The organism is Kitasatospora indigofera (genome assembly GCF_014655955.1).
Taxonomy (GTDB): domain Bacteria; phylum Actinomycetota; class Actinomycetes; order Streptomycetales; family Streptomycetaceae; genus Kitasatospora; species Kitasatospora indigofera.
The window spans coordinates 25,551-49,623 of sequence record NZ_BNBO01000037.1 but is presented as its reverse complement, the minus strand read 5'-3'; the positions used below and the strand labels follow the sequence as shown (position 1 = coordinate 49,623).

Genomic DNA, 24,073 nt, shown 5'->3' with positions numbered 1-24,073 from the left:
GGTGTCCGACGGGTGCGGGTGGCCGTGCGTGACCGTGCCAGGACGGTCACGCAGGGATTCTGCCCGGCTGCCGCGCCTTGTACCGCGTACGGTACGGGCGGATCGGAGCAACCCCTCAGGACCGCAGGTGCCAGTAACGCTTCTACACCTCTGGGAACGCCGCGGACCGGCCGTGAATTCCCCATGATGGTCGCACGCCCGGACCGGGCGGGTCATCCGCATTTCCCGCGCCCTCCGGCTGCGGCCGGCAGACGTCGTACACCCCGGAGACCCGCAGCATCGCCCGCATCACCAGCGGCAGGGTCCCGGCCGTGGGCAGCTCGATGGTGTAGGTGTGGCGGACCCGCAGCTCCTGCGGCGGCTCCACCTCGGCGGAGACGATGCCGATCCCCTCGGCGGACATCACGGCGGTGAGGTCCGCCAGCAGCCGGGGCCGGTTGAGCGCCTCGGCCCGCAGCGTGACGCGGTAGCCGGAGGGCGGCACCGCGTCCGGCACCCAGGTGACGCCGAGCGGCCCACGGCCGGCGGCGCGCATCCGCTCCCCCGCCGGGCAGCCCGTCCGGTGCACGGTCACCGAGCCGCCCTTGGTCGCGTAGCCGGTGACCTCGTCCGGCGGCACCGGGGTGCAGCAGCGGGCCAGCCGGACCGGCGCCCCGGGCCGGCCGGCGACCGCCACCGGTGCGGCACCCCGGCCGGCGGCCGGCGGCCCGGGCGGGGCGGGCTGCTCGGCGGACGGGCCGGTGTGCACCACCGGCGCGCCGGCGGGGTGGTCGGCCAGCCAGCGCTCGATGGCCAGCCGCGCGCCGGGAGTACGGGCGTACGCCAGCCACTCGGGCGCCGGCCCGGACGGCTCCGAGCCCGCCGCCGCGCCGGGCTGGTCCGCCCCGCCGCCGCCCTCGGTGAGGACGCCCAGCACGTCGCCGTCCTCCAGCGTGGTGGAGAGCGCGGTGAGCCGGCCGTTGACCCGGGCGCCGATACATCGGTGGCCGGTCTCCTCGCCGATCAGGTACGCGGCGTCCACGCAGCTGGCGCCGGCGCGGAGCTGAAGCGTTTCGCCGCTCTCCGTCACCACGGTGATCTCGCGGTCGCCGGCCAGCTCGGCGGTGAGGGTGGACCAGAAGGCGTCCGGGTCGGGTGTCTCCTGCTGCCACTCCAGCAGCCGGCTGAGCCAGCCGGGCCGGGCCGGGTCCGTCCGGTCCAGTTCGTCGCGCGGGCCCGGCCCGCCCGGCTGCCCGGCCTGCTGTCCGGTCTGCTGCCCGGCCGGTGACTGGCCCGCGGGCTGCCCGCCGGGCTGGTGCGGGTCGCCCAGCGCGACCACGCCGGTCTCGGCGACCCGGTGCATCTGCCGGGTCCTGACCAGTACCTCCACCACCTCGCCGTCGACCGCCACGGCGGTGTGCAGGGACTGGTAGAGGTTGAACTTGGGGGCCGCCACGAAGTCCTTGAACTCACCGGGCAGCGGGGTCCAGCAGGTGTGCAGCTCGCCGAGCACCGCGTAGCAGTCGGCGTTCTCCTCGACCACCACCAGCACCCGCCCGAAGTCGGCCGGGTGCAGGCCCTGCGGCAGCCCGTCCCGGCCGGCCGCGCCGGAGCGCTTCGCCATCACCCGGTGCACCGAGACGCCGTGCCGGGGCCGGACGGTGACCTCCGCGGGCACCCCCGCCTCGGCGAGCTGGCGGCCGAGCGCCTCCGCGAACGGCTGCAGCAGCGTGTCGGGGTCGGCCTCGTGGGCGGCGACCAGGGCCCTGGTCCTGGCGTGCTCCTCGGGGTGCAGGGTGGCGAAGACGATGTCCTCCAGCTCCGCCTTCACCACCTGGATGCCGAGCCGCTCGGCGAGCGGGATCAGCACGTCCCGGGTGACCTTGGCGATCCGCGCCTGGCTGGCGGGCTTCATGTGACGGATCGTCCGCATGTTGTGCAGCCGGTCGGCGAGCTTGATCACCATCACCCGGACGTCGTCGCCGGTGGCGACCAGCATCTTGCGGAAGGTCTCGGCCTCGGCGGCCGCGCCGAAGTCGACCTTCTCCAGTTTGGTGACGCCGTCGACCAGGTAGGCCACCTCGGGGCCGAAGTCGGCGCTGACCTGGTCGAGCGTCACCTCGGTGTCCTCCACGGTGTCGTGGAGCAGCGAGGCGACCAGGGTGGTGGTGCCTGCGCCGAGCTGGGCCAGGATCATGGTGACCGCGAGCGGGTGGGTGATGAACGGCTCGCCGCTCTTGCGGGTCTGCCCGCGGTGGCTGGCCTCGGCCGTCCGGTAGGCCCGGCCGAGCAGGCCGATGTCGGCCTGCGGATGGTGCCGGCGGTGCGCCTGCACGATCGGCTCGATGGCGTCCGGCGCCGGCTGGCGGCCGGTGGCCAGCAGGGCGGCGCGGCCCGCCCGGCCGAGCGCGCCCCGGCCGAGGCCGCCGAGCGGGCGTCTGGCGGAGCCGGGCCGGGCGGCCCGGGAGTCGTCGGCGGCCTGCGCCGCGGCCGGCTCGGCGGCCTGGGGAGCTGCGAGCGGCACGGCCGCGGCCGGCGCGGCGGGCTGCGGGGCCGGCGGCTGCGGGGGGTTCGGCCGCGGAGCGGCGGGCGGGAGCGCGCTCGGCTGCAGGGCACCGAGCCCTGCGACACTGAGCTGCCCAGTCTCGGGCTGCCCGGCTTCGACGGTCATCGGCACCTCCGGCAGCTAGCACCGGAGCGACTGCCGACCCGGTGGTCCATGCTACCGAGGACAGCACGTTCCGCGATGCCTCGCTTCCCTTCCGTCATCGGGATCACCCGATCGGGGGGATTCGTGCCGGTACGAAATGGGCAAAACGACCCGCCGGCCGGCCGCCCCGGCCCCTACCGGAGCCCGCGGACGGCCCGAGAGCGGCCGGCCCCGGCCCGGAAGCAGCGCGACAGCGGCCCGGGAGGGCCCGGAGGGTGGCCCGGATCCGGCACCGGGCCACCGCCCGGCGGGCCGTTCCCGGCCGCCGGGCGGCACCCGGCCGGCACGCGGTCAGGACGGGCCCGGCGCCCGCCGGTACCGGGGTCAGCGCGGGAGGGCGGCGAGCCAGCCCGGCTCCAGGACTCCGCTGCCGACGATGACGGCCGGCCCGGTCATCTCCACCCGGCCGTCCGGATGCTCGGCGATCACCAGCCGTCCGCCCGGCAGGTCCACCACGTAGCTGACGCTCTCACCGGTGACGGCGGGGTCGGCGCCGTCCCGGCGGGCGGCCGCGACCGCCACCGCGCAGGCGCCGGTACCGCAGGAGCGGGTCTCGCCGGAGCCTCGCTCGTGCACCCGCACGGCGACGTGCCGGGGGCCGCGGTCCACCACGAACTCCACGTTGACGCCCTCCGGGTAGGCCCCGTCCGGGCTGGTCAGCGGCGCGGCGAGCAGATCGCCGGCGTGGTCGAGGTCGTCGACGAAGGCGACCGCGTGCGGGTTGCCCATGTTGACGTTGCGGGCCGGCCAGCGCCGGCTCCCGACCGTCACCTCGATCCCGTCCGGCCCGGGAAGCCGGGCCACGCCCATGTCCACGGTGATGTCACCGGGAGTGCCGTCGGCGGCGTCCTCGGCGATCCGCACCTCCAGCACACCCGCCCGGGTGGCGACGGCCAGCGGACCGGGCTTCGCCAGGCCGGCGTGCACCAGGTAGCGGGCGAAGACCCGCAGGCCGTTGCCGCACATCTCGGCGATGCTGCCGTCGGAGTTGCGGTAGTCCATGAACCATTCGGCACGGTCGGCCAGCGGCGCGGAGACCGGGTCGGCCGCGGCGCGCACCACTCGCAGCAGGCCGTCACCGCCGATCCCGGCCCGGCGGTCGCAGAGCACGGCGACGGCCTCGGGGCCGATCACCAGCCGCCCGTCCGGGTCGGGCAGGATGACGAAGTCGTTCTGGGTGCCGTGTCCCTTGAGGAAGGGGAGACCGGCCGGCTGCAACGGGGATTCGCTCACACGGACGATGGTACCGACCGGACCCCGGCGACCGGGGGCGCGGACGCTCCGGCCGGGGCGTCAGCTGTGCAGGTGGACGACCCGCCAGACGGCGAGCGCGCAGGAGACCAGGGCGATCAGCGTGTAGATCACGATGGCCCGCCAGCCGGCCCGCTGGCCGGAGCCGCGGCGGGGCAGTCCGGGCCACTTGTAGCCGGCGTGCCGGGCGGCCATCGCGCCCCAGCCGACCGAGGCGGCGGTGAGCAGCAGGCCGAGCATCCCGACCATCGCCCCGCCGGATCCGAAGGCCAGCGGGAACCCGAACATCAGCGAGCCGACGGCGGCGAGCAGGGCTATCGGGAGCGTCTGCCACCAGCGGAGTCTTCGGCGCGGACGGATCTCGCGCTCGTGCACCACACCGCCCGGGCCGAGGTCGTCGAGCGTCGGCAGCGCCAGCGCGTACGAGGTGGGCCCGTCGAGGAGCGGCAGGTCGGAGAGCTCGGCCAGGGCCGGTGCGTGCTTCTCGACCGCTTCCGTGGTGGCGCTCATCCGCTGCTCGGTTTCGGGGCCGGTACCCGTCGACACGCGGCCTCCCCTGACAGTTCGACACGAGTCCGGACTCACGGCCGGTGCGACCGGCCCGCGCGGCCGGTCTCCAATGCTTTGATGATGGCATGTCCCGGGTGGCCGACAGCGCGTCCCGAGGGGTCTTCGGGTGATCCGTGGCCATGACGTGATCCGCCTGTAACCGCCGGTTCGTCCTGCACGGGAACCTGCGCGCGCAGGTGCACCACCGAGTGGCCGGATACCGCCGTCGGACGGCTCAGATCTGATGTCCGATCAGATCCAGCGAGCGCTGGAGGAGCTCGGCCGGGTCCGCGCCGGCCGGCCGGGCCAGCCAGTGGATGCGCTCGTCGCGCCGGAACCAGGACTCCTGGCGGCGGGCGAAGCGCTTGGTCGCGCGGACGGTCTCGGCCCGTGCCTCCTCCTCGGTGCACCCGCCGGCGAAGTGCTCCAGGACCTGCTGGTAGCCGAGCGCCCGGGCGGCGGTGCGGCCCTCGCGCAGGCCGGCCTTCTCCAGCGTGCGGACCTCGTCCAGCAGGCCGGCCCGCCACATCCGGTCGACCCGCAGGGCGATCCGCTCGTCCAGTTCGGGGCGCGGCACGGCGACGCCGATCTGCACCGCGTCGTAGACGGCGGTGTTGCTCGGCAGGTTGGCGGTGAAGGGCAGCCCGGTGATCCCGATGACCTCCAGGGCGCGGACGATCCGCCGTCCGTTGCTCGGCAGGATCGCCGCCGCCGCGGCCGGGTCGAGGCCGGCCAGCCGCAGGTGCAGGGCGCCGGGGCCCAGCTCCGCCAGCTCCTCCTCCAGCCGGGCCCGGACCTCCGGGTCGGTGCCGGGGAACTCCATCTCGTCGACGGCCGCCCGGACGTACAGCCCGGAGCCGCCGACCAGCACGGGGGTGCGGCCGTCCGCGAGCAGCCGGTCGATCTCGGCGCGGGCCAGCCGCTGGTACTCGGCGACGCTGGCGGCCTCGGTGACGTCCCAGACGTCCAGCAGGTGGTGGGGGATGCCGCCGCGTTCCTCGACGGTGAGCTTGGCGGTGCCGATGTCCATGCCCCGGTAGAGCTGCATCGAGTCGGTGTTGATCACCTCGCCGCCGAGGCTGCGGGCGAGGGCGACGGCCAGGTCGGACTTGCCGGCGGCGGTCGCGCCGACCACCGAGACGACGCGGGGCGGGGTGGGGAGGGAGCTGCTCACCCTGCAAGTCTCGCAAAAGCGCCGCCGCGCCGGTCCGCCCGCTGCCGAAGGCGGCCGTCCGCGAGACGATATGACCGGTATCGGATGGTTTTCACGGCCGGCACCGGCCCGGCACCGCACCCGCGGGCGCCGGAGAACGACTCGGCGCGCGCCAGCGTTGGGTGAAGAAGAAGGACGACCGGCCTCCGGGCCGCAGCGGCCGGACGCGACACGGGAGACGTCATCATGGGCATGATGGACAACCTCAAGGGCAAGGCCGAGGAGCTCAAGGAGAAGGCCAGCGAACTCACCGGCAAGCACAACGAGCAGATCGACCACGCGGTCGACAAGGCCGGCGAGGCGATCGACAAGGTCACCAAGGGCAAGTACAGCGAGAAGATCGAGCACGGGACGACGAAGGCCAAGGACGCGGTGGACGGCTTCGCCCACCGGCCGCACCCGGACGGCGGCCCCGTGGGCAACGGCCAGGGGCCGGTCGCCTGAACCTGCTCCCCGGTCCGGCCGGCGGCCGGGGCCTCAGCGCCAGGAGGCCACGAAGTACCCGACGCCGTACGGCGCGTCCTGGTAGCCGAGGCGGGCCCGCAGGGCGGTGCCCTCGGCGGCGCCCGCCAGCACCTGCCAGGGCGCCCGGCCGTCGGCCTGCAGCTCGGCGCCGAGCCCGGCGTCCAGCCCGGCCAGCGCGGCCAGGTCGGCGGAGCCGAGGGCCCGCGCGACGGCCGCGTCGTAGTCCTCGGCGCGCTCGTCGAAGTAGCCCGGCGCCTTCACCGAGCGGCAGGCGCTGCCGTCCCCCATCACCAGCAGCCCGACCCGGTCGGCGAGGCCGGCCAGGCCCTTGCCCAGGCCGGCCATCCGCTCGGCGGGCGAGTCGGCCGGGACGGCGCAGGCGTGCGTCGGCAGGGCCACGCCCGCCCGGTCCAGCAGCCAGGCGCCGACCGTGAGCGCGGGGGTGAGTTCAGGGCCGTCCACACCGCCGGACGGCAGCCGGACGGCGAGGGCGACCCCGTACCGGCGGAACGAGCCGGCCCCGCCCTCGGTCCACACCTCGGGCTCGGGCCCGGTGCCGACCACGACGACCAGCTCGGGCCCGGCCGCCACCAGCTCCGCGATCGCCTCGGCGCAGGCCGCGCGCAGCGGCTCCAGCTCGGCCGCCGCACCGGCGGCGACCTCCGGCACGAGCAGCGGCGGACTGGGGCACACGGCGGCGGCTACGAGCATGCCGATCACTCTATCCGGGCGGGCACCGGGCCGGGGCAGGTCCCGCCGACGGCGCCGGGCCGGTACGCCGGCGGCCCGGCGGGAGAACCCGCCGGGCCGCCGGGCGCGATGCCGTCCGGTGCGGTGCCCGCCCGGCGCGCTGCCCGTCCGGAGAACGGCCGCGCCGGCGAGCCGCCCGCTCAGTCCCCGCAGCAGGCGCCGCCCGGGGCCGCGGCCAGCGGCGCGGGCGCGCCGATGCCGGGCAGGCCCAGCAGCACTCCGGCGGGCTTGGCCGCCGGGGCGGCCTGGCGCTTCTCCCAGGCGTCGCCCGCCCGGGTGCGGCGGACGACCAGGGTCGGGCCCTCGGCGAGCAGGTGGTGCGGCGCCGCGTAGGTGATCTCGACCGTCACCACGTCGCCGGGGCGCACCGGGGAGGCGGGCCGGGTGAAGTGCACCAGCCGGTTGTCGGGCGCCCGGCCGGAGAGCCGGTCGGTGCGGTCGTCCTTCTTGCCCTCGCCCTCGGCGACCAGGATCTCCAGGGTGCGGCCGACCTGCTTCTTGTTCTCCTCCCAGGAGATCTCCTCCTGGAGGGCGATCAGCCGGTTGTAGCGCTCCTGCACCACGGCCTTGGGAATCTGGCCGTCCATCTCGGCGGCCGGGGTCCCGGGGCGCTTGGAGTACTGGAAGGTGAAGGCGTTGGCGAAGCGCGCCTCGCGGACCGTGTGCATGGTCTGCTCGAAGTCCTCCTCGGTCTCGCCGGGGAAGCCCACGATGATGTCGGTGGAGATGGCCGCGTCCGGCATCGCCTCGCGCACCTTGCGGATGATCCCGAGGAACCGCTCCTGCCGGTACGAGCGGCGCATCGCCTTCAGCATGGTGTCCGAGCCGGACTGCAGCGGCATGTGCAGCTGGTGCATCACGTTCGGGGTCTCGGCCATCGCGGCGATCACGTCGTCGGTGAAGTCGCGCGGGTGCGGCGAGGTGAAGCGGATCCGCTCCAGGCCCTCGATCTGCCCGGCGGCGCGCAGCAGCTTGGAGAAGGCCTCGCGGTCGCCCAGGTCGGACCCGTAGGCGTTGACGTTCTGGCCCAGCAGGGTGACCTCGATGACACCCTCGCCGACCAGCGCCTCGATCTCGGCGAGGACGTCGCCGGGCCGGCGGTCCTCCTCCTTGCCGCGCAGCGCGGGCACGATGCAGAAGGTGCAGGTGTTGTTGCAGCCGACCGAGATGGCGACCCACGCGGCGTAGGCGGACTCCCGGCGGGTCGGCAGCGTGGAGGGGAAGGTCTCCAGCGACTCCAGGATCTCCACCTGGGCCTGCTGCTCGATCCGGGCGCGCTCCAGCAGGGCCGGCAGGTGCCCGATGTTGTGGGTGCCGAAGACCACGTCGACCCACGGCGCCTTGCGCACGATGGTGTCGCGGTCCTTCTGCGCGAGGCAGCCGCCGACGGCGATCTGCATGCCCTTGTGGCGGGTCTTCGCGGGCGCCAGCTGGCCGAGGTTGCCGTACAGCTTGTTGTCGGCGTTCTCACGCACCGCGCACGTGTTGAAGACCACCAGGTCGGGATCCCCGTCCGAGGTGGCCTTCACGTACCCCGCGTCCTCCAGCAGCCCGGACAGGCGCTCGGAGTCGTGGACGTTCATCTGGCAGCCGTACGTGACGACCTTGTAGCTCTTCAATCCGCTGTCACCGCTCACACAGACCAGGGTAAGGGCTTGGCGTGCGGCCCCTTCCTGGCCGGTGCGGACCGGCGCCCGCGCACCCCGGCGCCGGACCTCGGCCCGGGGCCGCCCGGCATCACAACTCGGTCCCTTCACCGGGGCGACCCCTCCCGTTCTCCCCGCCGGGCTGGCAGTATCCCCCCATGACCGCCTCCCCCACCGCCCGCCTCGGCGCCGCCGCCCGCGCGGCCGCCCGCAGCCGGCTGTGGCGCGTGGTGCTGGCCCTGGTGCTGGTGCTGGCGGCGCTGGGCGGCTGGTGGCTGAGCGCCACCGGTTCACCGGGCTACCCGCGCGGGGAGACCGGTTTCGCGACCGGCGTCCAGCGCGGGGTGTACGACCGCTACGGCCAGCTGCTCCAGGAGCACGTGGCGGGCGCGATGCCCGGGGTCCGGCTGCGGCTGGACAATTCGCAGGGCTCGCTGGACAACCTGGAGCGGGTGACCTCCGGGCGGGACGACTTCGCGATCGCCACCGCCGACTCGGTGGCGAAGTACTCGGGCCCGGGCAAGGACCGGCTGCGGGCGATCGCCCGGCTCTACGACGACTACCTGCAGCTGGTCGTCCCCGCGGACTCCCCGGTGCAGCGCACGGCCGACCTCAAGGGCCTGCGGGTGGGGGTCGGCCAGTCGCTCTCCGGGGTCAACCTGGTGACCAGGCGGCTGCTGGCGGCGGCCGCGCTGGACCCGGACAAGGACATCCGGCCGTCGATGCTCGGGGTGGGGGACGCCGCCGACCAGCTGCAGGCCGGCAAGCTGGACGCCTTCTTCTGGTCCGGCGGACTGCCCACCAGCGCGCTGACCGACCTGTCGGAGCACTTCCGGATCAAGTTCGTCCCGCTCGGCGACCTCGCCGAGATCGTCCACCAGGTGGAGGGCGGCGGGACGGACGCCTACCGGGCCGCGACCATCCCCAGCAACACCTATCCGAAGGCCGGGCCGACCGAGCCGGTGGCCACCGTGGCGGTGCCCAACCTGCTGGTCACCCGGGACGACGTCGACACCGGCCTGGTGCAGGGCATGACCCGGGCGGTGATCGACAGCCGCGACCGGATCGGCTCCCAGGTGCACGCCGCCCAGCTGGTGGACCTGCGCACCGCCGTCTACACCGATCCGCTGCCGCTGCACGAGGGCGCCAGGCGGTACTACCGCTCGGTCAAGCCGTAGCCGCACCGCGGCCGGGCCCCGGCGGCCCCGCGGCGACCCGCCCGCTCCCCCGCGGCCGGCTCAGTCCCCGGAGCGGCGCGGGACGGCGAGCGTCACCGCCAGGCCCGCCGGCTCGACCGGCGCGAAGGAGAGCGCGCCGCCGCCGGCCAGCAGCAGGGTGCGGGCGATCGACAGTCCGAGGCCCGAACCGTCCACGTTCTGGTGGCGGGGGCTGCGCCAGAAGCGGTCACCGACCCGGGCCAGCTCCTCCTCCGTCAGGCCGGGGCCCGCGTCGTACACGGTGACCGCGACCTCCCGGCGGCGCACCGCCACCAGCAGCCGCACCGGGGCGCCGCGCGGCGAGAACTTCAGCGCGTTGTCCAGCACCGCGTCCAGCGCGCTGCCGAAGCCGATCGGGTCGGCCATCCCCAGGGCCAGCGGCGGGCCGTCCCAGACCAGCTCGACGCCGCGCCGGTCGGCGACCGGCCGCCAGGCGTCCATCCTGGCCAGCACCAGCGCGGTGAGGTCGGTCGGCTCGGGCTCCGGCCGGGCGTGCTCGGCGGTGGCCAGCCCCAGCAGGTCGTCCAGCACCCGGGCCAGCCGCACCCCCTCCTCGCGGACCCCGCCGAGCTCCTCCTCGTGGCCGTCCGGCAGCTCCAGCCCGAGCAGCTCGACCCGCAGCAGCAGGGCCGCCAACGGGTTGCGCAGCTGGTGCGAGGCGTCCGCCACGAAGGCCTTCTGCTGGTCGAGGGCGAGCACCACGTGGTCCGCCATCTCGTTGAAGGAGCCGGCCAGCCGCTGGAGCTCGGGCGGACCGCCGCCGGGGGCGACCCGGGCGTTCATCCGCCCGGTGGCGATGTCGTGGGTGGCGCGGTCCAGGGTGCGCACCGGGCGCAGCACCCACTCGGTGAGCCGGATCGCCAGCAGCACCGCGACGATCATCGCGGCGGCCTCGCCGGCCCCGATGAACAGCCAGCGGTTCAGCACCCGGGAGCGCAGCGGGCCGGTCGGGGACTCGGTGAGCACGACCGCGACCACGTCGCCGTCCCGGACCACCGGGGCGGCGACGGCGAGCGTACGGTCCGGGGTCCACGGCCAGACCTGCGGCGGGTTGTGGCTGCGCCGCCCGTCCAGGGCCTCCTGGAAGGCCTGGGCGCCCCATCCGGTGGTCGGCGCCTGCCAGTCCGCCGGGGCGATCGCGATGGCGCTGCCGTCGCGGGCGAAGAGGCCGATCCGGGCCCCGTACAGCTCGTGGTAGCGGGCGACCTCGGCCCGCAGCGCGTGCCGCCGGCTGGTGTCGCTGGTGGCCTGGGCGGTGGCCGTCTGCGGGGTGCCGGCGGCCGCGGCGGCCGGCGCCGGGTCGGGCAGGTCCTGGGCGAACCGGGCCGCGTCGTCGAGCCGGTCGACCACCACCCGGCTCTGCTCGGCGGCGGCGACGGCGGCCCCGAGCGGCAGCCCGAGGGCGGCCAGCACGCAGGCCATCAGGGAGAGCAGGATGCCCAGCAGGCGGGTGCGCACGGGCCGTCAGTGCTCCGGGGCGTTCGGGGGCGTCCCGGTGGCGGGTGCGGCCGGCCGGGCGTCGGGCGCCGGGGCGGCGGCCGGGGACTCCGGGATCAGGCGGTAGCCGACGCCGCGGACGGCCTCGACCAGGCCGGGCAGCGCGAGCTTGGTGCGCAGCGAACCGATGTGCACCTCCAGGGTGCGGCCGTTGCCCTCCCAGCCGCTGCGCCAGACCTCGCTGAAGATCTGTTCCCGCCGGTAGACCACGCCGGGGCTCTGCGCGAGCAGGGCCAGCAGGTCGAACTCCTTGCGGGTGAGGGGGACGTCGCGCCCGTCGACGCTGACCCGGCGCCGTTCGCGGTCGATCCGGATGCCGCGCGACTCCAGCGGCCCGCGGGGCGCGGGCAGGGCGTCGTCGTCCACCGCGACGGCGGCCGCGGCGGGTGCCGCGCCGCGACGGGCCACGGCGTGGATGCGGGCGAGCAGCTCCCCCATGTCGTACGGCTTGGTGACGTAGTCGTCGGCGCCGAGGTTGAGGCCGTGGATCCGGGAGCGGATGTCGGCCCGCGCGGTCACCATGATCACCGGGACGCCGCTGCCGGCCCGGATCCGGCTGCAGACCTCGAAGCCGTCGCGGTCGGGCAGCCCGAGGTCGAGCAGCACCACCCGGTAGGGCTCGTTGCCGTCCGGCACCAGCGCGTCGAGGGCCTCGTGCCCGCTGCGGGCATGCCTGACCTGGAAGCCGTGCCGGCCCAGTACCGCGACCAGTGCCGCCGCGACCCGTTCGTCGTCCTCGACGAGGAGCAGTCGCATGGTGTTCCTCCTTCCCGCCGGCTGGCCCTCGGCCGTCCCGCTCGGTTCTCCGGTCCCTCCCGGCGGGCTTCCCGCCGGTCCGGCGGTCGGCCGGACGGACCCCGGTCCTGCGCAGTATGGGCCAGTGGGGCGGCCGGACGCCAGGCTCGGTCACGCTCGGCCACGGAGCGGACACCCGGGCGGACGGTCCGTACCCGTTCGATCACCCGGCGCGGGCGGGCCGCCGCGGGTGCGCGGGCCGCCCGGCGGGGGCGGCGTGGTGGTGGTGTGGCCGGATCGTGATCCTCAAGTTCCGCTCAGATCGGCTGACGTGGCATCGTCACCACTTCTAAGGTCGCCCCACCGGGGGCCGCGAGCTCCGCCGGCTTCCGGCCCCCGGTACCGGCCGCCGTACTCCGGCGGCCTTCCCGTACCGCTGACGTCGTTTCATCAGCCGGCGCATCATCAGTACTTCCGCCCAAGGGAGTTCCCCCCAGGGCCGACACGAGGGAGCACGTCGCGATGAGCACGAGCATCGTCAAGGACCTCGCCCCCGGTGCGGCCCCGCTGGTCGTCCTGGACGGCGTGAACAAGCACTTCGGCGCCCTGCACGTGCTCCAGGACATCAACCTGGAGATCGCGCAGGGCGAGGTGGTGGTGCTGATCGGCCCGTCCGGCTCCGGCAAGTCGACCCTGTGCCGCACCATCAACCGCCTGGAGACGGTCGACTCCGGCACCATCACCATCGACGGCCGCCCGCTGCCCGCCGAGGGCCGTGAGCTGGCCCGGCTGCGCGCCGAGGTCGGCATGGTGTTCCAGAGCTTCAACCTGTTCGCGCACAAGACGGTGCTGGAGAACGTGGTGCTGGGCCAGGTCAAGGTGCGCAAGGTGCCCCGCGCCCAGGCCGAGGCGAAGGCCCGCGAGCTGCTGGAGCGGGTCGGCGTGGCCGCGCAGGCCGACAAGCTCCCGGCCCAGCTGTCCGGCGGGCAGCAGCAGCGGGTGGCGATCGCCCGCGCCCTCGCGATGAACCCCAAGGTCATGCTGTTCGACGAGCCGACCTCGGCCCTCGACCCGGAGATGATCAACGAGGTGCTGGAGGTGATGCGCAATCTCGCCGCCGACGGCATGACGATGGTCGTCGTCACCCACGAGATGGGCTTCGCGCGCTCCGCGGCCAACCGCGTCCTCTTCATGGCGGACGGCCGGATCGTCGAGGAGAACACCCCCGAAGCCTTCTTCACCGCCCCGCGCAGCGACCGCGCCAAGGACTTCCTTTCGAAGATCCTGCACCACTGACAGCGGAGTTGATCCAGTATCAGTGTGCCGGTGGTGGCCGGCCCCGAAGCCGCCCCACCCCCGCCACGCACGGAACTTCCCGATCCCAGCGCCCGGTTGACCGCGGCCCTGCCCCGAGGAGAGCAACCCTCATGAGGACTCGTCACATCATCGCCGCCACGCTCTGTGTCGTCGCGCTCACCGCCACCACCGCGGCCTGCGGCAAGAGCGGCACCCCGGGCGACAGCGCCGCGGGCGCCTCCGGCGCCCCGAAGCTGCCGACCTACCAGGTGAAGGCCGACGCCAAGGTGGAGGGCTCGAAGACCTTCGACGCCGCCAAGAGCCGCGGCAAGCTGATCATCGGTGCCAAGGCCGACCAGCCGTTCCTCGGCTTCGAGGACCTCAGCACCAACACCCGCAGCGGCTTCGACATCGAGATCGCCAAGATGATCGCCGCCGACCTGGGCTTCTCCGCCGACAAGATCGAGTGGAAGACGATCGCCTCGGCGAACCGCGAGACCGAGATCAAGGGCGGCGGCATCGACTACTACGTCGGTACCTACAGCATCACCGACACCCGCAAGACCTCGGTCTCCTTCGCCGGCCCGTACTACATCGCCGGCCAGGACCTGCTGGTGAACAAGGACAACACCGAGATCACCGGCCCGGAGTCGGTCAAGGGCAAGAACGTCTGCACGGTCACCGGCTCCACCTCGATCAAGCAGATCGAGCCCTACGGCGCCAAGATCACCCAGTACGAGACCTACTCGCAGTGCGTCGACAAGCTGCTGACCAAGGAGGTCGACGCGGTCACCACCGACGACTCGATCCTGAAGGGCTACGCGGCCAAGAACGCCGGCAAGTTCAAGCTCGTCGGCAAGCCGTTCACCAAGGAGAACTACGGCGTCGGCCTGGGCAAGGACGACAAGGCGCTGCGGGACGCGATCAGCGACGCGCTGAAGGCGCACGAGGACAACGGCGACTGGAAGAAGGCCTACGACGCCACCCTCGGCCTCTCCGGCTCCCCCGCCGAGATCCCGGCCCTGAACCGCTACTGATCCTCTTTCCCCGACCATCTCCCGACCGAGAGGAGGGCCGCCGGCATGGACATCCTGTTCGAGCACGGCAACTTCGCGCTGCTTCGCGACGGCTTCCTGCAGACGGTCGAGCTGAGCGCGCTGGCCGCGCTGCTCGCCCTGCTGCTGGGCACCCTGCTGGCGGCCTTCCGGGTCTCGCCGGTGCCGGTCCTGCGCGCGTTCGGCACCGTCTGGGTGACGGCGTTCCGCAACACGCCGCTGACCCTGCTGTTCCTCGCCGCGGTGTTCACCCTGCCGCGGCTGGACGTCCGGTTCAGCCCCTTCACCTTCGCGGTGCTGGCGCTCGGCTTCTACACCGCCGCCTTCGTCTGCGAGGTGCTGCGCTCCGGCATCAACACCGTCCCGCTCGGGCAGGCCGAGGCCGCCCGCAGCCTGGGCATGACCTTCGGGCAGACCCTGCGCCTGGTGATCCTGCCGCAGGCCGCGAAGACCGTGCTGGGCCCGATGAGCAGCGTCTTCATCGCCCTGCCCAGGAACTCCGCGATCGCGGGCGCGTTCAGCGTCGCCGAGCTGTTCCAGGCCCAGGCCACCCTGACCGACCTCGGCTACCCGATCGCCCTGATCTTCTTCTGGGTGGCCCTGCCGTACCTGACGATCAGCGCCTCGGTCGGCCTGCTGTTCCACTACCTCCCGCAGATCGTCGCGGCCGGCGGCCGGCTGGTCCGCGGCCTGTCCGAGCGCGGCACCCCCGTGCGGACCGAAACCGTGGAGGCGAACCAGTGAGCTCCTCCCGCACCGCCTCCGCCAGCGTCCTCTACGACGCGCCCGGCCCGCGCGCCCGGTTCCGCTACCGGGCCCTCGGCGTCCTCACCGTGCTCGGCATCGCCGGACTGCTCTGGTACGCCTACGACAAGCTGGACAGCACCGGCCAGTTCGCGCCCGAGCTGTGGGAGCCGTTCCAGTACACGGCCGTGCAGCAGCGGATCGTCGACGGGCTGCTGGCCACCCTCAAGGCCTTCGCCCTGGCCGCCGTCCTGTCCCTGCTGCTGGGCGCGCTGCTGGCGGCCGGCCGGCTGTCGGACCACAAGCCGGTCCGCGCGGTCTCCGGCGCCGTCGTGCAGTTCTTCCGCGCGATGCCGCTGCTCATCATGATCTTCGCGCTGTACCGCGGCCTCTTCGCCGGCGACCCGTTCTGGGCCCTGGTCACCGGGCTGACGCTGTACAACGGCTCGGTCCAGGCCGAGATCATCCGCTCCGGGGTCGAGGCGGTGCCCCGCGGCCAGAGCGAGGCCGCGTACGCCCTCGGGATGCGCAAGAGCGCGGTGATGCTGAGCATCCTGGTGCCGCAGGCGGTCCGCTCGATGCTGCCGGCGATCATCAGCCAGACGGTCGTCACCCTCAAGGACACCTCGCTCGGGTTCGTCATCACCTACCCCGAGCTGCTGTACGCCATGAAGCTCATCGCCAGCAACAGCACCGGCTACCCCTACGTCCCGACCGTCCTGGTGGGCACTCCGATCTACATCGCGATGTGCCTCCTGCTGGCCGCGCTCGCCCGCTGGATCGAGGCGCGCGGACGCCGCGGCGCGAACCGGCGCACATCGGTCCCTGCTTGACGGACACGCAGGTGATCTGTTGCATTGCTCTTCGTGACACCACCCGGGACCATCCTCGCGGCATATGACGCCCCCTCCACCCGAGCGTCGGCCTGCCGCCGCCCCGCCGGGCCGGAGGTCCCCCCGTGGACCCGGTGATCGTGGTCGGGGCCGGGCCGGTCGGCCTGGCCCTGGCCCTCGCCCTCGCCCGGCACGAGGTCCCGACCGTCGTCCTGGACGAGGGCACCGGCCTGTGCCCCGAAGGGCCGCGCAGCGTCGTCCTCGGCAGCGACACCACGGCCCTGCTGACCCGCCTGGGCTACGCCCGGGCCGCCTCCGACGCCGCCCGCTGGGACAGCTTCGCCGTCTGGCGCCGCCGCCAGGAGGTCCTCCGGGTGGACCTCAGCCGCACCCCCGCCCTCCACCTGCCGCAGCACCGCCTCCAGCGCGGCCTGCGGGACGCCCTCACCGCCACCCCGCTCGTCCAGCTCGCCCCGCTCAGCCGGGTGGTCGAACTCGAACAGGACCGGGACGGCGTCAGCGTCCGCACCCGCAACCCGCAGGACGGCACCGAGACCTGGTGGCGCGGCAGCCACCTGGTCGGCTGCGACGGCGCCCGCTCGGCCGTCCGCAAGCTGCTCAAGATCCGCTTCCCCGGCCGGCCGGCCGTCGACCGGCACGCCGTCGCCACCGTCCGGGTCGACCTGCCCTTCGCCGGTGAGGCCAGACTGCACCGCGAGCCCCCCTGGCGCGGCGACCGCGAGGCCTCCGCCCGCCCCCTCCCGGACGGCCTCTGGCGGCTGGACTGGCGGCTGCCCCCCGGCCGGCCCGCCCCCACCGAACCGGTCGACCCGCACGCCACCTGGCCCGGCATCGTCACCGGCGACACCCTGCTCGCCCGGGTGAAGGCCACCCTCACCGGCTGGTGCGGCGAACTCCCCCGCTACGACCTGCTCGCCGCCGCCGACCACACCGCCCAGCAGCGCCTCGCCGCCCGCTTCCGCAGCGGCCGCTGCTTCCTGGCCGGCGACGCCGCCCACCTGCACGGGGCACTCGGCATGCAGAACCTCGCCGACGGCCTGCGCGACGCGGACAACCTGGCCTGGCGGCTCGCCCTGGCCTGGCACCTCCCGCCGCACGCCGGCGGCACGCAGCCCGGCGGCGCCCTGCTCGACGGGTACGAGGCCGAACGCCGCGGGGCCGTCGGCGCCCGGCTGCGCGCGGTCGACCAGACCATGCCGTTGCTGCGCCCGCTGCGCGGCTGGCAGCAGACCCGCCGCTCGCTGCTCAGCGGCTCCTTCCGCAAGCACGCCCCGCTGCTCGCCGACGGCCAGCTGGGCAGCGGACGCTTCGGCGGGGCACCCGCCTACCCGGCGGCGCCCTCCGGCGTCCCCGGCCGGGTCCCGGTGCAGCGGGGCGCCGGCCGCGGCACCACCCTCTCCGAGCTGCTGCCGGCCACCGCGCCCGGCGTGCTCGTCCCCGACCTGCCGGTGCTCGCCATGGACGGCGCCGCCGACCAGCTGCACGCCCGGCTCGGCGGGACCTTCCTGCTCCTGCTGGTCGCCCCCGGCACCGCCGTCTGGTCGGCCCAGCACTGGCTGGGCGCCGGCCTGATGCCCCGGCTGGCCGAGGTCGCCGCCGCCCTCCCGGTGCCGGCCGAAGTCCTGGTCACCGAGGAGTACCCCGGCGCCGCCCCGCACACCGTGCTGCTGATCCGGCCCGACGGGCACCTGGTCGGCACCACCCAGGGCTGCCACGCCGAGGGCCTGCTGGCCCTGGCCGACGACGCCCGCGGCGGCCCGGCGCCGCTGCCCGGCACCCCGGAGCCGGCCGCCTGAGGGCGGCCCGGGCGCCGGACCGGCGCCCGGAGCCGGCCGCCCGCGCTACCGGGCGACGGCGGTGACCCGGCTCTCCCGCACCACCGTGATCCGTATCTGCCCCGGGTAGGTCAGCTCCTGCGCGACCCGCTTGGCCACCTCGCGGGCGATCACCTGGGCCCGCAGGTCGTCCACCACCTCCGGCCGCACCATCACCCGGACCTCGCGCCCCGCCTGCATCGCGAACACCTTCGAGACCCCGTCGTGGGCGGCCGCGATCTCCTCCAGCCGCTCCAGCCGGCGCACGTACGTCTCCACCGCCTCGCGGCGCGCCCCGGGCCGGCCGCCCGAGCAGGCGTCGGCCGCCTGCGTCAGCACCGCCTCCACCGTCTTGGGGTCCACCTCGCCGTGGTGCGCCTCGATCGCGTGCACCACCTCCGACGACTCCCCGTGCCGCCGGGCCAGCTCCGCCCCGATCGCCGCGTGGCTGCCCTCGACCTCGTGGGTGAGCGCCTTCCCGATGTCGTGCAGCAGCGCCGCCCGCCGCACCAGCGCCGCGTCCACCCCCAGCTCGTCCGCCATCATCCCGCCGATGTGCGCCGACTCCACCAGGTGCCCGAGCACGTTCTGGCCGTACGACGTCCGGTACCGCAACGTCCCGAGCAGCCGGACCAGCTCCGGTGCCATCTCTCCGACCCGGGCCGCCAGCAGCGCGTCCTCCCCGGCCCGGACGCAGAGCCGCTCGACCTCCGCCCGGCTGCGCTCGTGGACCTCCTCGATCCGCACCGGATGGATCCGCCCGTCCGCGACCAGGGTCTCCAGGGTGAGCCGGGCGGTCTCCCGGCGGACCGGGTCGAAGCAGGACAGCTGCACCGACTCCGGGGTGTCGTCGACGATCAGGTTGACCCCGGTGACGGCCTCGAAGGCCCGGATGTTGCGGCCCTCCCGTCCGATGATCCGGCCCTTCATGTCCTCGCCCGGCAGCCGGAACACGGACACCACCGTCTCGGCGGTCTGCTCGCTGGCCAGCCGCTGGATGGCCCCGGCGATGATCTCGCGGGCCCGGCCGTCCGCCTCGGCCTTGGCCGTGCGTTCGATCTCCCGGACGGAGACGGCCGCCTCGCGCCTGGCCTCCGACTCCGCCTCGCGGACGATCTCGGCCCGGGCGCTCTCGGCGCTCAGCCCGGCGACCCGCTCCAGCGCCGCGCGCCGCCCTGCCTCCAGCTCACGGACGGCGGCCCGCTCCCGGGCCAGCTCGGCCGCCCGTCCGGCGGTCTCCTCCTCCAGGGCGCGCACCCGGCGCAGTTCCTCGGCGAGCCGCTCCTCGCGCCGGTCCAGTTCACCGCGCAGCCGCGCCGTCTCGGCATGGGCCCACTCCCTGGCCCGCGCGCTCTCGCCGGCCGCCCTGCGCTGGGCCGACTGGAGGCGGCGGACCATCAGCCAGGTCGCCCCCAGGACGGCGACCAGGACCCCGGCCAACACCAGGGAAGCGACCGATCCGGCACCCACCGCGATCTTCATCCAGCCCACTCCCCGTCCCTGCGCGCTCAGCTGTCACGGCGGTGAGGGGCCTGCCGGGGCTCGGGACGCCGGCCGGTGAGGCGCTCGGCCTCGGTTGCGGGGCATTCGGCAAGTGGAGCAAGCCGCCCGGGGCCGACTCCGGCCGTACCCGCGCATGCCCGCCCGCTACGTGGTCGAAGTGCTCCCTCACTGATTGCGAGGCTAAGCGCAGGTTACGAAACGGTCAAGATGCGATCGAGAGTTGACTTCGGCTCTCCCTGACGCGGCATCACCAGTCGTCGGTGCCCGGGCCGTCGTCCTCCTCGCCCAGCGCCTCGCGGACCACCCGGTAGGCCAGGCCCTCGGAGTAGCCCCGCCGGGCGAGCATGCCGACCAGCCGGCGCGTCCGGGCCTGCGGCTCCAGGCCCTTCGTCGCACGCAGCTTCCGCTCCACCAGGGCGCGGGCCGCCTCGGCCTCCTCGTCCGGGCCCAGCCGGGCCATCGCCTGCTCGACCAGATCGCCGGCCACGCCCCTGGTCCGCAGCTCCTGCGCCAGCGCCCGGCGGGCCAGCCCCCGGGCGGCGTGCCGCGACTCGACCCAGGCGTCCGCGTAGGCGGCGTCGTCGATCAGTCCGACCTCTTCGAGCCGGGTGAGCACCTCCTCGGCGACCTCGTCCGGGATCTCGCGCTTGCGCAGCGCGTCCGCGAGCTGCTTGCGGGTCTTGGCCGTGCCGGTGAGCAGGCGCAGGCAGATGTCCCTGGCCCGGCCCGCCGGGTCGGCCGGCTCCTCCCGCCGGGCGGCCGCCGGCTCACGTTCGCCGGCCGAGCGGTCCTTCTGCCGGCGTCCGCCGGAGCGGCGGCCACCGGACCGCCCGCCGTACTCCCGGTCGTGGTCGTCGGCCTGCCGCTCGTCGGCGAGCTGCCCCGCATCGTCCTCGGGGCCGTGGCCGGCCTCGGAGTCGCCGAAGGGCGGACGTCCGGGAGCAGGGCGTCCGAAGCCCGGGCGTCCGGCTCCCCTGCCTGCCGCGGCCCTGCCGCGGGAGGGCGTGGCCGGGGCGGTGTCCTGCCCGCCCGCACCGGCCGGCCCGGACTCCTCCTCCAGCGCGGAGCGGCGCCGGCGCCGCCCGCCGGGCAGCTCGGAGGCCGGCGCGAGGACGGCGCCCAGCGAACGCAGTACGGCTCCGGTCGGGACCGGGCGGGCGGCGGGGCCCCGGTCGCCGGCGGTCCCGCTCTCGGCGTCAGGCTCCCCCGGGCCCGGCGCACTGCCGCCGGACCCGGGACGGGGCTGGTACTCCTCGGTGTCGTGCATCGGGCGATCAGGCCTTGGCGGCCGCCGCCGTCTTCTTCGCCGCCGCCGTCTTGGCGGCGGTCGCGGTGATCGGCTTGGCAGCGCCCTCGACGGCCTCGGCGGCCGGGGCACCCTCGGCCGGGGTCTCCGACTTGGGGCCGATGCCCAGCTTCTCCTTGATCTTCTTCTCGATCTCCTCGGCCAGCTGCGGGTTGTCCCGCAGGAAGTTGCGGGCGTTCTCCTTGCCCTGGCCGAGCTGGTCGCCCTCGTAGGTGTACCAGGCGCCGGCCTTGCGGATGAAGCCGTGCTCGACACCCATGTCGATCAGGCCACCCTCCCAGCTGATGCCGTGGCCGTAGAGGATGTCGAACTCGGCCTGCTTGAACGGGGCGGCGACCTTGTTCTTGACGACCTTGACGCGGGTCCGGTTGCCGACCGCCTCGGTGCCGTCCTTCAGGGTCTCGATCCGGCGGATGTCCAGGCGCACCGAGGCGTAGAACTTCAGCGCGCGGCCACCGGTGGTGGTCTCCGGCGAGCCGAACATGACGCCGATCTTCTCGCGCAGCTGGTTGATGAAGATCGCGGTGGTGTTCGACTGGTTGAGCGCACCGGCGATCTTCCGCAGCGCCTGGCTCATCAGCCGGGCCTGCAGGCCGACGTGCGAGTCGCCCATCTCGCCCTCGATCTCCGCACGCGGGACGAGCGCCGCGACGGAGTCGATGATGATCAGGTCGACGGCGCCGGAGCGGATCAGCATGTCGGTGATCTCCAGCGCCTGCTCACCGGTGTCCGGCTGGCTGACCAGCAGGGAGTCGGTGTCCACGCCGAGCTTCCTGGCGTACTCCGGGTCGAGGGCGTGCTCGGCGTCCACGAAGGCGACCGTGCCGCCGAGCTTCTGGGCGCTGGCCGCAGCGTGCAGGGTCAGCGTGGTCTTGCCGGAGGACTCGGGGCCGTAGATCTCGATCACCCGGCCGCGCGGGAGGCCGCCGACGCCGAGCGCCACGTCCAGCGCCGTCGAGCCGGTCGGGATCACGTCGATCGGGGCGCGGGACTGGTCGCCGAGGCGCATCACCGAGCCCTTGCCGAACTGCCGCTCAATCTGCGCGAGTGCGTTCTCAAGGGCCTTCTCGCGGTCCGTACCTGCCATGGCTTCCACCCTCGGGTTCTGTGCTGTGCGCTTCATCGTCCTCGACGCTAGCGCGTCCCACTGACAAACGGCCCCGACCTGGCTCCGCCTGTGGAGAACTCATCGCCGGAGAGTACAAAGAACATATGTTCGATTCAAGCCGGAAGGCAAGCAGCTAGCCGTTCCCCCCGTCGCCACCGGGCCCTCCACCGGCGGAGCCGTCCCGGTCCTGGCCGCCGCCGACCATCCGCCGCAACCGGCGCGCGGTCTGCCGACGGCGCTCGCGGCGGGCCGCGCGCCGCTCCTCGCCCCGGTCGATCCGGGGATCGGTGGCCACCTCGTACCGGCGCACGTACGTCCCGACGAACCCCTGCAGGGTGGCCGCGGCCGGAATGGCGATCAGCGCGCCGACCGCCCCGAGCAGCGCGGCGCCGGCGATCACCGAGCCGAAGGCCACCGCCGGGTGCACGTCCACCGTCCGCGCGGTGATCCTGGGGTGCAGCAGGTAGTTCTCGATCTGCTGGTACACCACCACGAAGACCAGCACCCAGAGGGCGTCCACCGGGCGCACGGTCAGCGCGACCAGCACCGGCAGGGCCCCCGCCAGATAGGTGCCGATGGTCGGCACGAACTGCGACATCACCCCGACCCAGACCGCCAGCGCGGCCGCGTACGGCAGGTCGATCACCGCGAACATGATCCAGTGCGCCGCGGCCGAGACGACCGCGAGCAGCGCCCGCGAGTAGAGGTAGCCGCCGGTCTTGGCCAGCGCGATCTCCCAGGCCCGCAGCACCTCGCCCTGCATCGCGGGCGGCAGCAGCGAGCAGACCGTACGGCGGACCCGGGGCCCGTCGGCGGTGAAGTAGAAGGTGAACAGTCCGACCGTGAAGGCCTTGAAGAGCCCGCCGATCAGGGTGCTGGACACCCCCCAGGCGTTGTCCGCGGCCTGCTGGGCGTAGGTCTCGATGCTGCCCGAGTCCTTGAGGAGCTTCTCCTGCAGCTGGTCCAGCGAGAGGTTCTGGTGGAAGGTCCGGTTGACCCAGTCGATCAGGGTGTCGAGCAGGTGCGGAAGGTCTCCGGCGATCTTCGCCACCTGGTCGACCAGCAGCGTCCCGAGCGCGGTGAGGAAGCCGGCGATGGCCACCACCACCGCGACGAACACCAGGAAGGTGCCCAGGCCCCGCCGTATCCCGCGCGCGGCCATCCGGTCGACGGCCGGCTCCAGCGCCAGCGAGAGGAAGAAGGAGACCAGCAGCATCACGAAGAGGTCGATCAGCTGGTGGAAGGCCCAGTCGGCGAGCTGGAACAACCCGACCAGCACCAGGGCGAGCACCATCGCCCTGGGGAGCCAGCGGGGCATCGAGCCGGTCCGCCCGTCGCCCGAGGCCCGCGAGCCCTCGGAGCGGGAGCCCCAGGCGCGGGGAGCCTCTGCCCGCAGGGCCTCCGTCGTGCGGGCCTCCGTGCGGGAGCCCCCGGCACGGGGAGCCTCGGCGCCGGATGCGGCCGGCGGTCCGGCGTCCGTCGGCGCGGTCGTGGGTGGTGTGTCCGGATTCGGGGTTTCTGGGCTGCTTACCACCCGCACAGTCTCACCCATCCGCCGGCCGGGCCGGCCCGGCCCCGGGGCTCAGCGCAGCAGTGTCGACACGCCCTGGGTGTCGCAGACCACCCGCCAGACGTCCTTGGCCTCCCAGCCCGCGTCCAGCGCCTGGCGCACCGTGCGGCCCCCGAGTTCGCTCATCACGTGGTCGGAGGCGAAGGACTCCGCGTACACCTCGCCGAAGTGCTCGTACATCCGTCGCCAGAACTCGGTCAGCCTCATGCGCCCAGTATCCCGGACGGGCCGCCGGCGGCCGCCTGCGCCCGGATCCAGTCGGCCGCCTCCAGGGCGTACTCGACGTCGCCGTGCTCGGCCCCCTCGATCGGGTCCGGCCAGCTCTGGTGGAAGGTCCGGACGTGGCGCAGCCCGGCCTTCTCCATCACCCGGCGCGAGCCCGTGTTGACCGTCATGGTGGTCGCGGTGACCCGGCGCACGCCGAGTTCGGCGAAGCCGCGGCGCAGCAGGGCCAGCGCACCCTCGGTGGCGTAGCCGCGGCCCCAGGCCGCGTGCCGCAGCCGGTAGCCGAGCTCGACCTCGTCCAGCGGGTGCCGCTCGTCCACCGGCCGGAACTCGAACCAGCCGACGAAGGCCCCGCCGGCCCGCTCCTCGGCGGCGAAGTACCCGAGCGAGGCGTGCCGGTCCCGGTGGCCGAGCATCCGGGGCAGCACCTCGCGCTCGACCACCTCCCCGGGGGTGGCGCGCCCGCCGGTGAGGTGGCGCATCACCCGCGGGTCCGCGTCCAGGGCCGTCAGGCGGCCGGCGTCGTCCGGGGTGAGGCCGCGCAGCACCAGGCGGTCCGTGATGAGAGATACCGTCACGCCCCCGA

Annotated in this window: 21 protein-coding genes; 7 read left to right on the top strand and 14 right to left on the bottom strand. The window is 74.4% G+C overall.

The features are described from left to right. Positions 1–142: 142 nt before the first annotated feature. The 4 genes from IE329_RS26660 to miaA form a co-directional block, all read right to left on the bottom strand. Positions 143–2,650, bottom strand: coding sequence for a RelA/SpoT family protein (locus tag IE329_RS26660; RefSeq protein ID WP_190213528.1), 2,508 nt, complete (start codon positions 2,648–2,650; stop codon positions 143–145). A 363-nt stretch (positions 2,651–3,013) separates the two neighbouring features. Continuing rightward, positions 3,014–3,922, bottom strand: coding sequence for a diaminopimelate epimerase (gene dapF, locus IE329_RS26655; protein WP_190213527.1), 909 nt, complete (start codon positions 3,920–3,922; stop codon positions 3,014–3,016). Between the two features lie 60 nt (positions 3,923–3,982). Further along, positions 3,983–4,486: a hypothetical protein gene (locus IE329_RS26650; RefSeq protein ID WP_229927779.1), complete on the bottom strand. Its 504-nt coding sequence runs from the start codon at positions 4,484–4,486 to the stop codon at positions 3,983–3,985. A 238-nt stretch (positions 4,487–4,724) separates the two neighbouring features. Continuing rightward, positions 4,725–5,663: a tRNA (adenosine(37)-N6)-dimethylallyltransferase MiaA gene (miaA, locus tag IE329_RS26645; protein WP_190213525.1), complete on the bottom strand. Its 939-nt coding sequence runs from the start codon at positions 5,661–5,663 to the stop codon at positions 4,725–4,727. Between the two features lie 225 nt (positions 5,664–5,888). On the opposite strand from miaA, the gene IE329_RS26640 reads away from it, so the two are divergent. After that, positions 5,889–6,146 carry an antitoxin gene (locus IE329_RS26640; protein ID WP_190213524.1) on the top strand — a complete coding sequence of 86 codons (258 nt, stop codon included), beginning with the start codon at positions 5,889–5,891 and terminating at the stop codon, positions 6,144–6,146. Positions 6,147–6,179: 33 nt separating this feature from the next. Here IE329_RS26640 and IE329_RS26635 read toward each other — a convergent pair whose 3' ends face one another. Both IE329_RS26635 and miaB read right to left on the bottom strand, forming a co-directional pair. After that, the gene (locus tag IE329_RS26635) at positions 6,180–6,878 is read right to left on the bottom strand and encodes a class III extradiol dioxygenase subunit B-like domain-containing protein (protein ID WP_190213523.1); all 699 of its coding nucleotides are present in this window, start codon (positions 6,876–6,878) and stop codon (positions 6,180–6,182) included. Positions 6,879–7,057: 179 nt separating this feature from the next. After that, positions 7,058–8,554 carry a tRNA (N6-isopentenyl adenosine(37)-C2)-methylthiotransferase MiaB gene (miaB, locus tag IE329_RS26630; protein WP_268257325.1) on the bottom strand — a complete coding sequence of 499 codons (1,497 nt, stop codon included), beginning with the start codon at positions 8,552–8,554 and terminating at the stop codon, positions 7,058–7,060. Between the two features lie 167 nt (positions 8,555–8,721). On the opposite strand from miaB, the gene IE329_RS26625 reads away from it, so the two are divergent. After that, positions 8,722–9,741 carry a TAXI family TRAP transporter solute-binding subunit gene (locus IE329_RS26625; protein WP_190213522.1) on the top strand — a complete coding sequence of 340 codons (1,020 nt, stop codon included), beginning with the start codon at positions 8,722–8,724 and terminating at the stop codon, positions 9,739–9,741. A 60-nt stretch (positions 9,742–9,801) separates the two neighbouring features. Here IE329_RS26625 and IE329_RS26620 read toward each other — a convergent pair whose 3' ends face one another. Both IE329_RS26620 and IE329_RS26615 read right to left on the bottom strand, forming a co-directional pair. Further along, positions 9,802–11,238, bottom strand: coding sequence for a sensor histidine kinase (locus tag IE329_RS26620; RefSeq protein WP_190213521.1), 1,437 nt, complete (start codon positions 11,236–11,238; stop codon positions 9,802–9,804). Between the two features lie 6 nt (positions 11,239–11,244). After that, on the bottom strand, positions 11,245–12,033 hold the full coding sequence (locus tag IE329_RS26615; protein WP_190213520.1) for a response regulator transcription factor: 789 nt from the start codon (positions 12,031–12,033) through the stop codon (positions 11,245–11,247). Between the two features lie 501 nt (positions 12,034–12,534). Between IE329_RS26615 and IE329_RS26610 the strand changes: the two genes are divergently transcribed. The 5 genes from IE329_RS26610 to IE329_RS26590 all read left to right on the top strand — a co-directional run bounded on the left by IE329_RS26610 (position 12,535) and on the right by IE329_RS26590 (position 17,757). Further along, a complete protein-coding gene (locus IE329_RS26610; protein ID WP_190213519.1) occupies positions 12,535–13,308 on the top strand; it encodes an amino acid ABC transporter ATP-binding protein in 774 nt (257 codons plus the stop codon). A 131-nt stretch (positions 13,309–13,439) separates the two neighbouring features. Then, positions 13,440–14,345, top strand: a complete 906-nt coding sequence (locus IE329_RS26605) for a glutamate ABC transporter substrate-binding protein (RefSeq protein ID WP_190213518.1) — start codon at positions 13,440–13,442, stop codon at positions 14,343–14,345. Between the two features lie 45 nt (positions 14,346–14,390). After that, entirely contained in the window at positions 14,391–15,107 is a 717-nt protein-coding gene (locus IE329_RS26600; RefSeq protein ID WP_190213517.1) for an amino acid ABC transporter permease, read from the top strand. After that, on the top strand, positions 15,104–15,940 hold the full coding sequence (locus IE329_RS26595; RefSeq protein WP_190213516.1) for an amino acid ABC transporter permease: 837 nt from the start codon (positions 15,104–15,106) through the stop codon (positions 15,938–15,940). Before IE329_RS26600 ends, IE329_RS26595 begins: the two co-directional genes overlap by 4 nt. 125 nt (positions 15,941–16,065) lie before the next feature. Next, entirely contained in the window at positions 16,066–17,757 is a 1,692-nt protein-coding gene (locus IE329_RS26590; protein WP_190213515.1) for an FAD-dependent monooxygenase, read from the top strand. A gap of 45 nt (positions 17,758–17,802) precedes the next feature. On the opposite strand, the gene rny is transcribed toward IE329_RS26590, so the two are convergent. The 6 genes from rny to IE329_RS26560 form a co-directional block, all read right to left on the bottom strand. Beyond that, positions 17,803–19,257, bottom strand: a complete 1,455-nt coding sequence (gene rny / locus IE329_RS26585; RefSeq protein ID WP_190213514.1) for a ribonuclease Y — start codon at positions 19,255–19,257, stop codon at positions 17,803–17,805. 268 nt (positions 19,258–19,525) lie between these two features. Next, positions 19,526–20,338: a regulatory protein RecX gene (locus IE329_RS26580; RefSeq protein ID WP_190213551.1), complete on the bottom strand. Its 813-nt coding sequence runs from the start codon at positions 20,336–20,338 to the stop codon at positions 19,526–19,528. A gap of 214 nt (positions 20,339–20,552) precedes the next feature. Beyond that, the gene (gene recA, locus IE329_RS26575) at positions 20,553–21,671 is read right to left on the bottom strand and encodes a recombinase RecA (RefSeq protein ID WP_190213550.1); all 1,119 of its coding nucleotides are present in this window, start codon (positions 21,669–21,671) and stop codon (positions 20,553–20,555) included. A 154-nt stretch (positions 21,672–21,825) separates the two neighbouring features. After that, complete coding sequence (locus IE329_RS26570; RefSeq protein ID WP_190213513.1) at positions 21,826–23,010, bottom strand: AI-2E family transporter; 1,185 nt, start codon at positions 23,008–23,010, stop codon at positions 21,826–21,828. A gap of 264 nt (positions 23,011–23,274) precedes the next feature. Beyond that, positions 23,275–23,469 (bottom strand): DUF3046 domain-containing protein, encoded by a 195-nt coding sequence (locus IE329_RS26565; RefSeq protein ID WP_073924813.1) that lies wholly within the window; start codon positions 23,467–23,469, stop codon positions 23,275–23,277. Further along, a complete protein-coding gene (locus IE329_RS26560; RefSeq protein WP_190213512.1) occupies positions 23,466–24,065 on the bottom strand; it encodes a GNAT family N-acetyltransferase in 600 nt (199 codons plus the stop codon). Before IE329_RS26560 ends, IE329_RS26565 begins: the two co-directional genes overlap by 4 nt. Positions 24,066–24,073 lie beyond the last annotated feature (8 nt).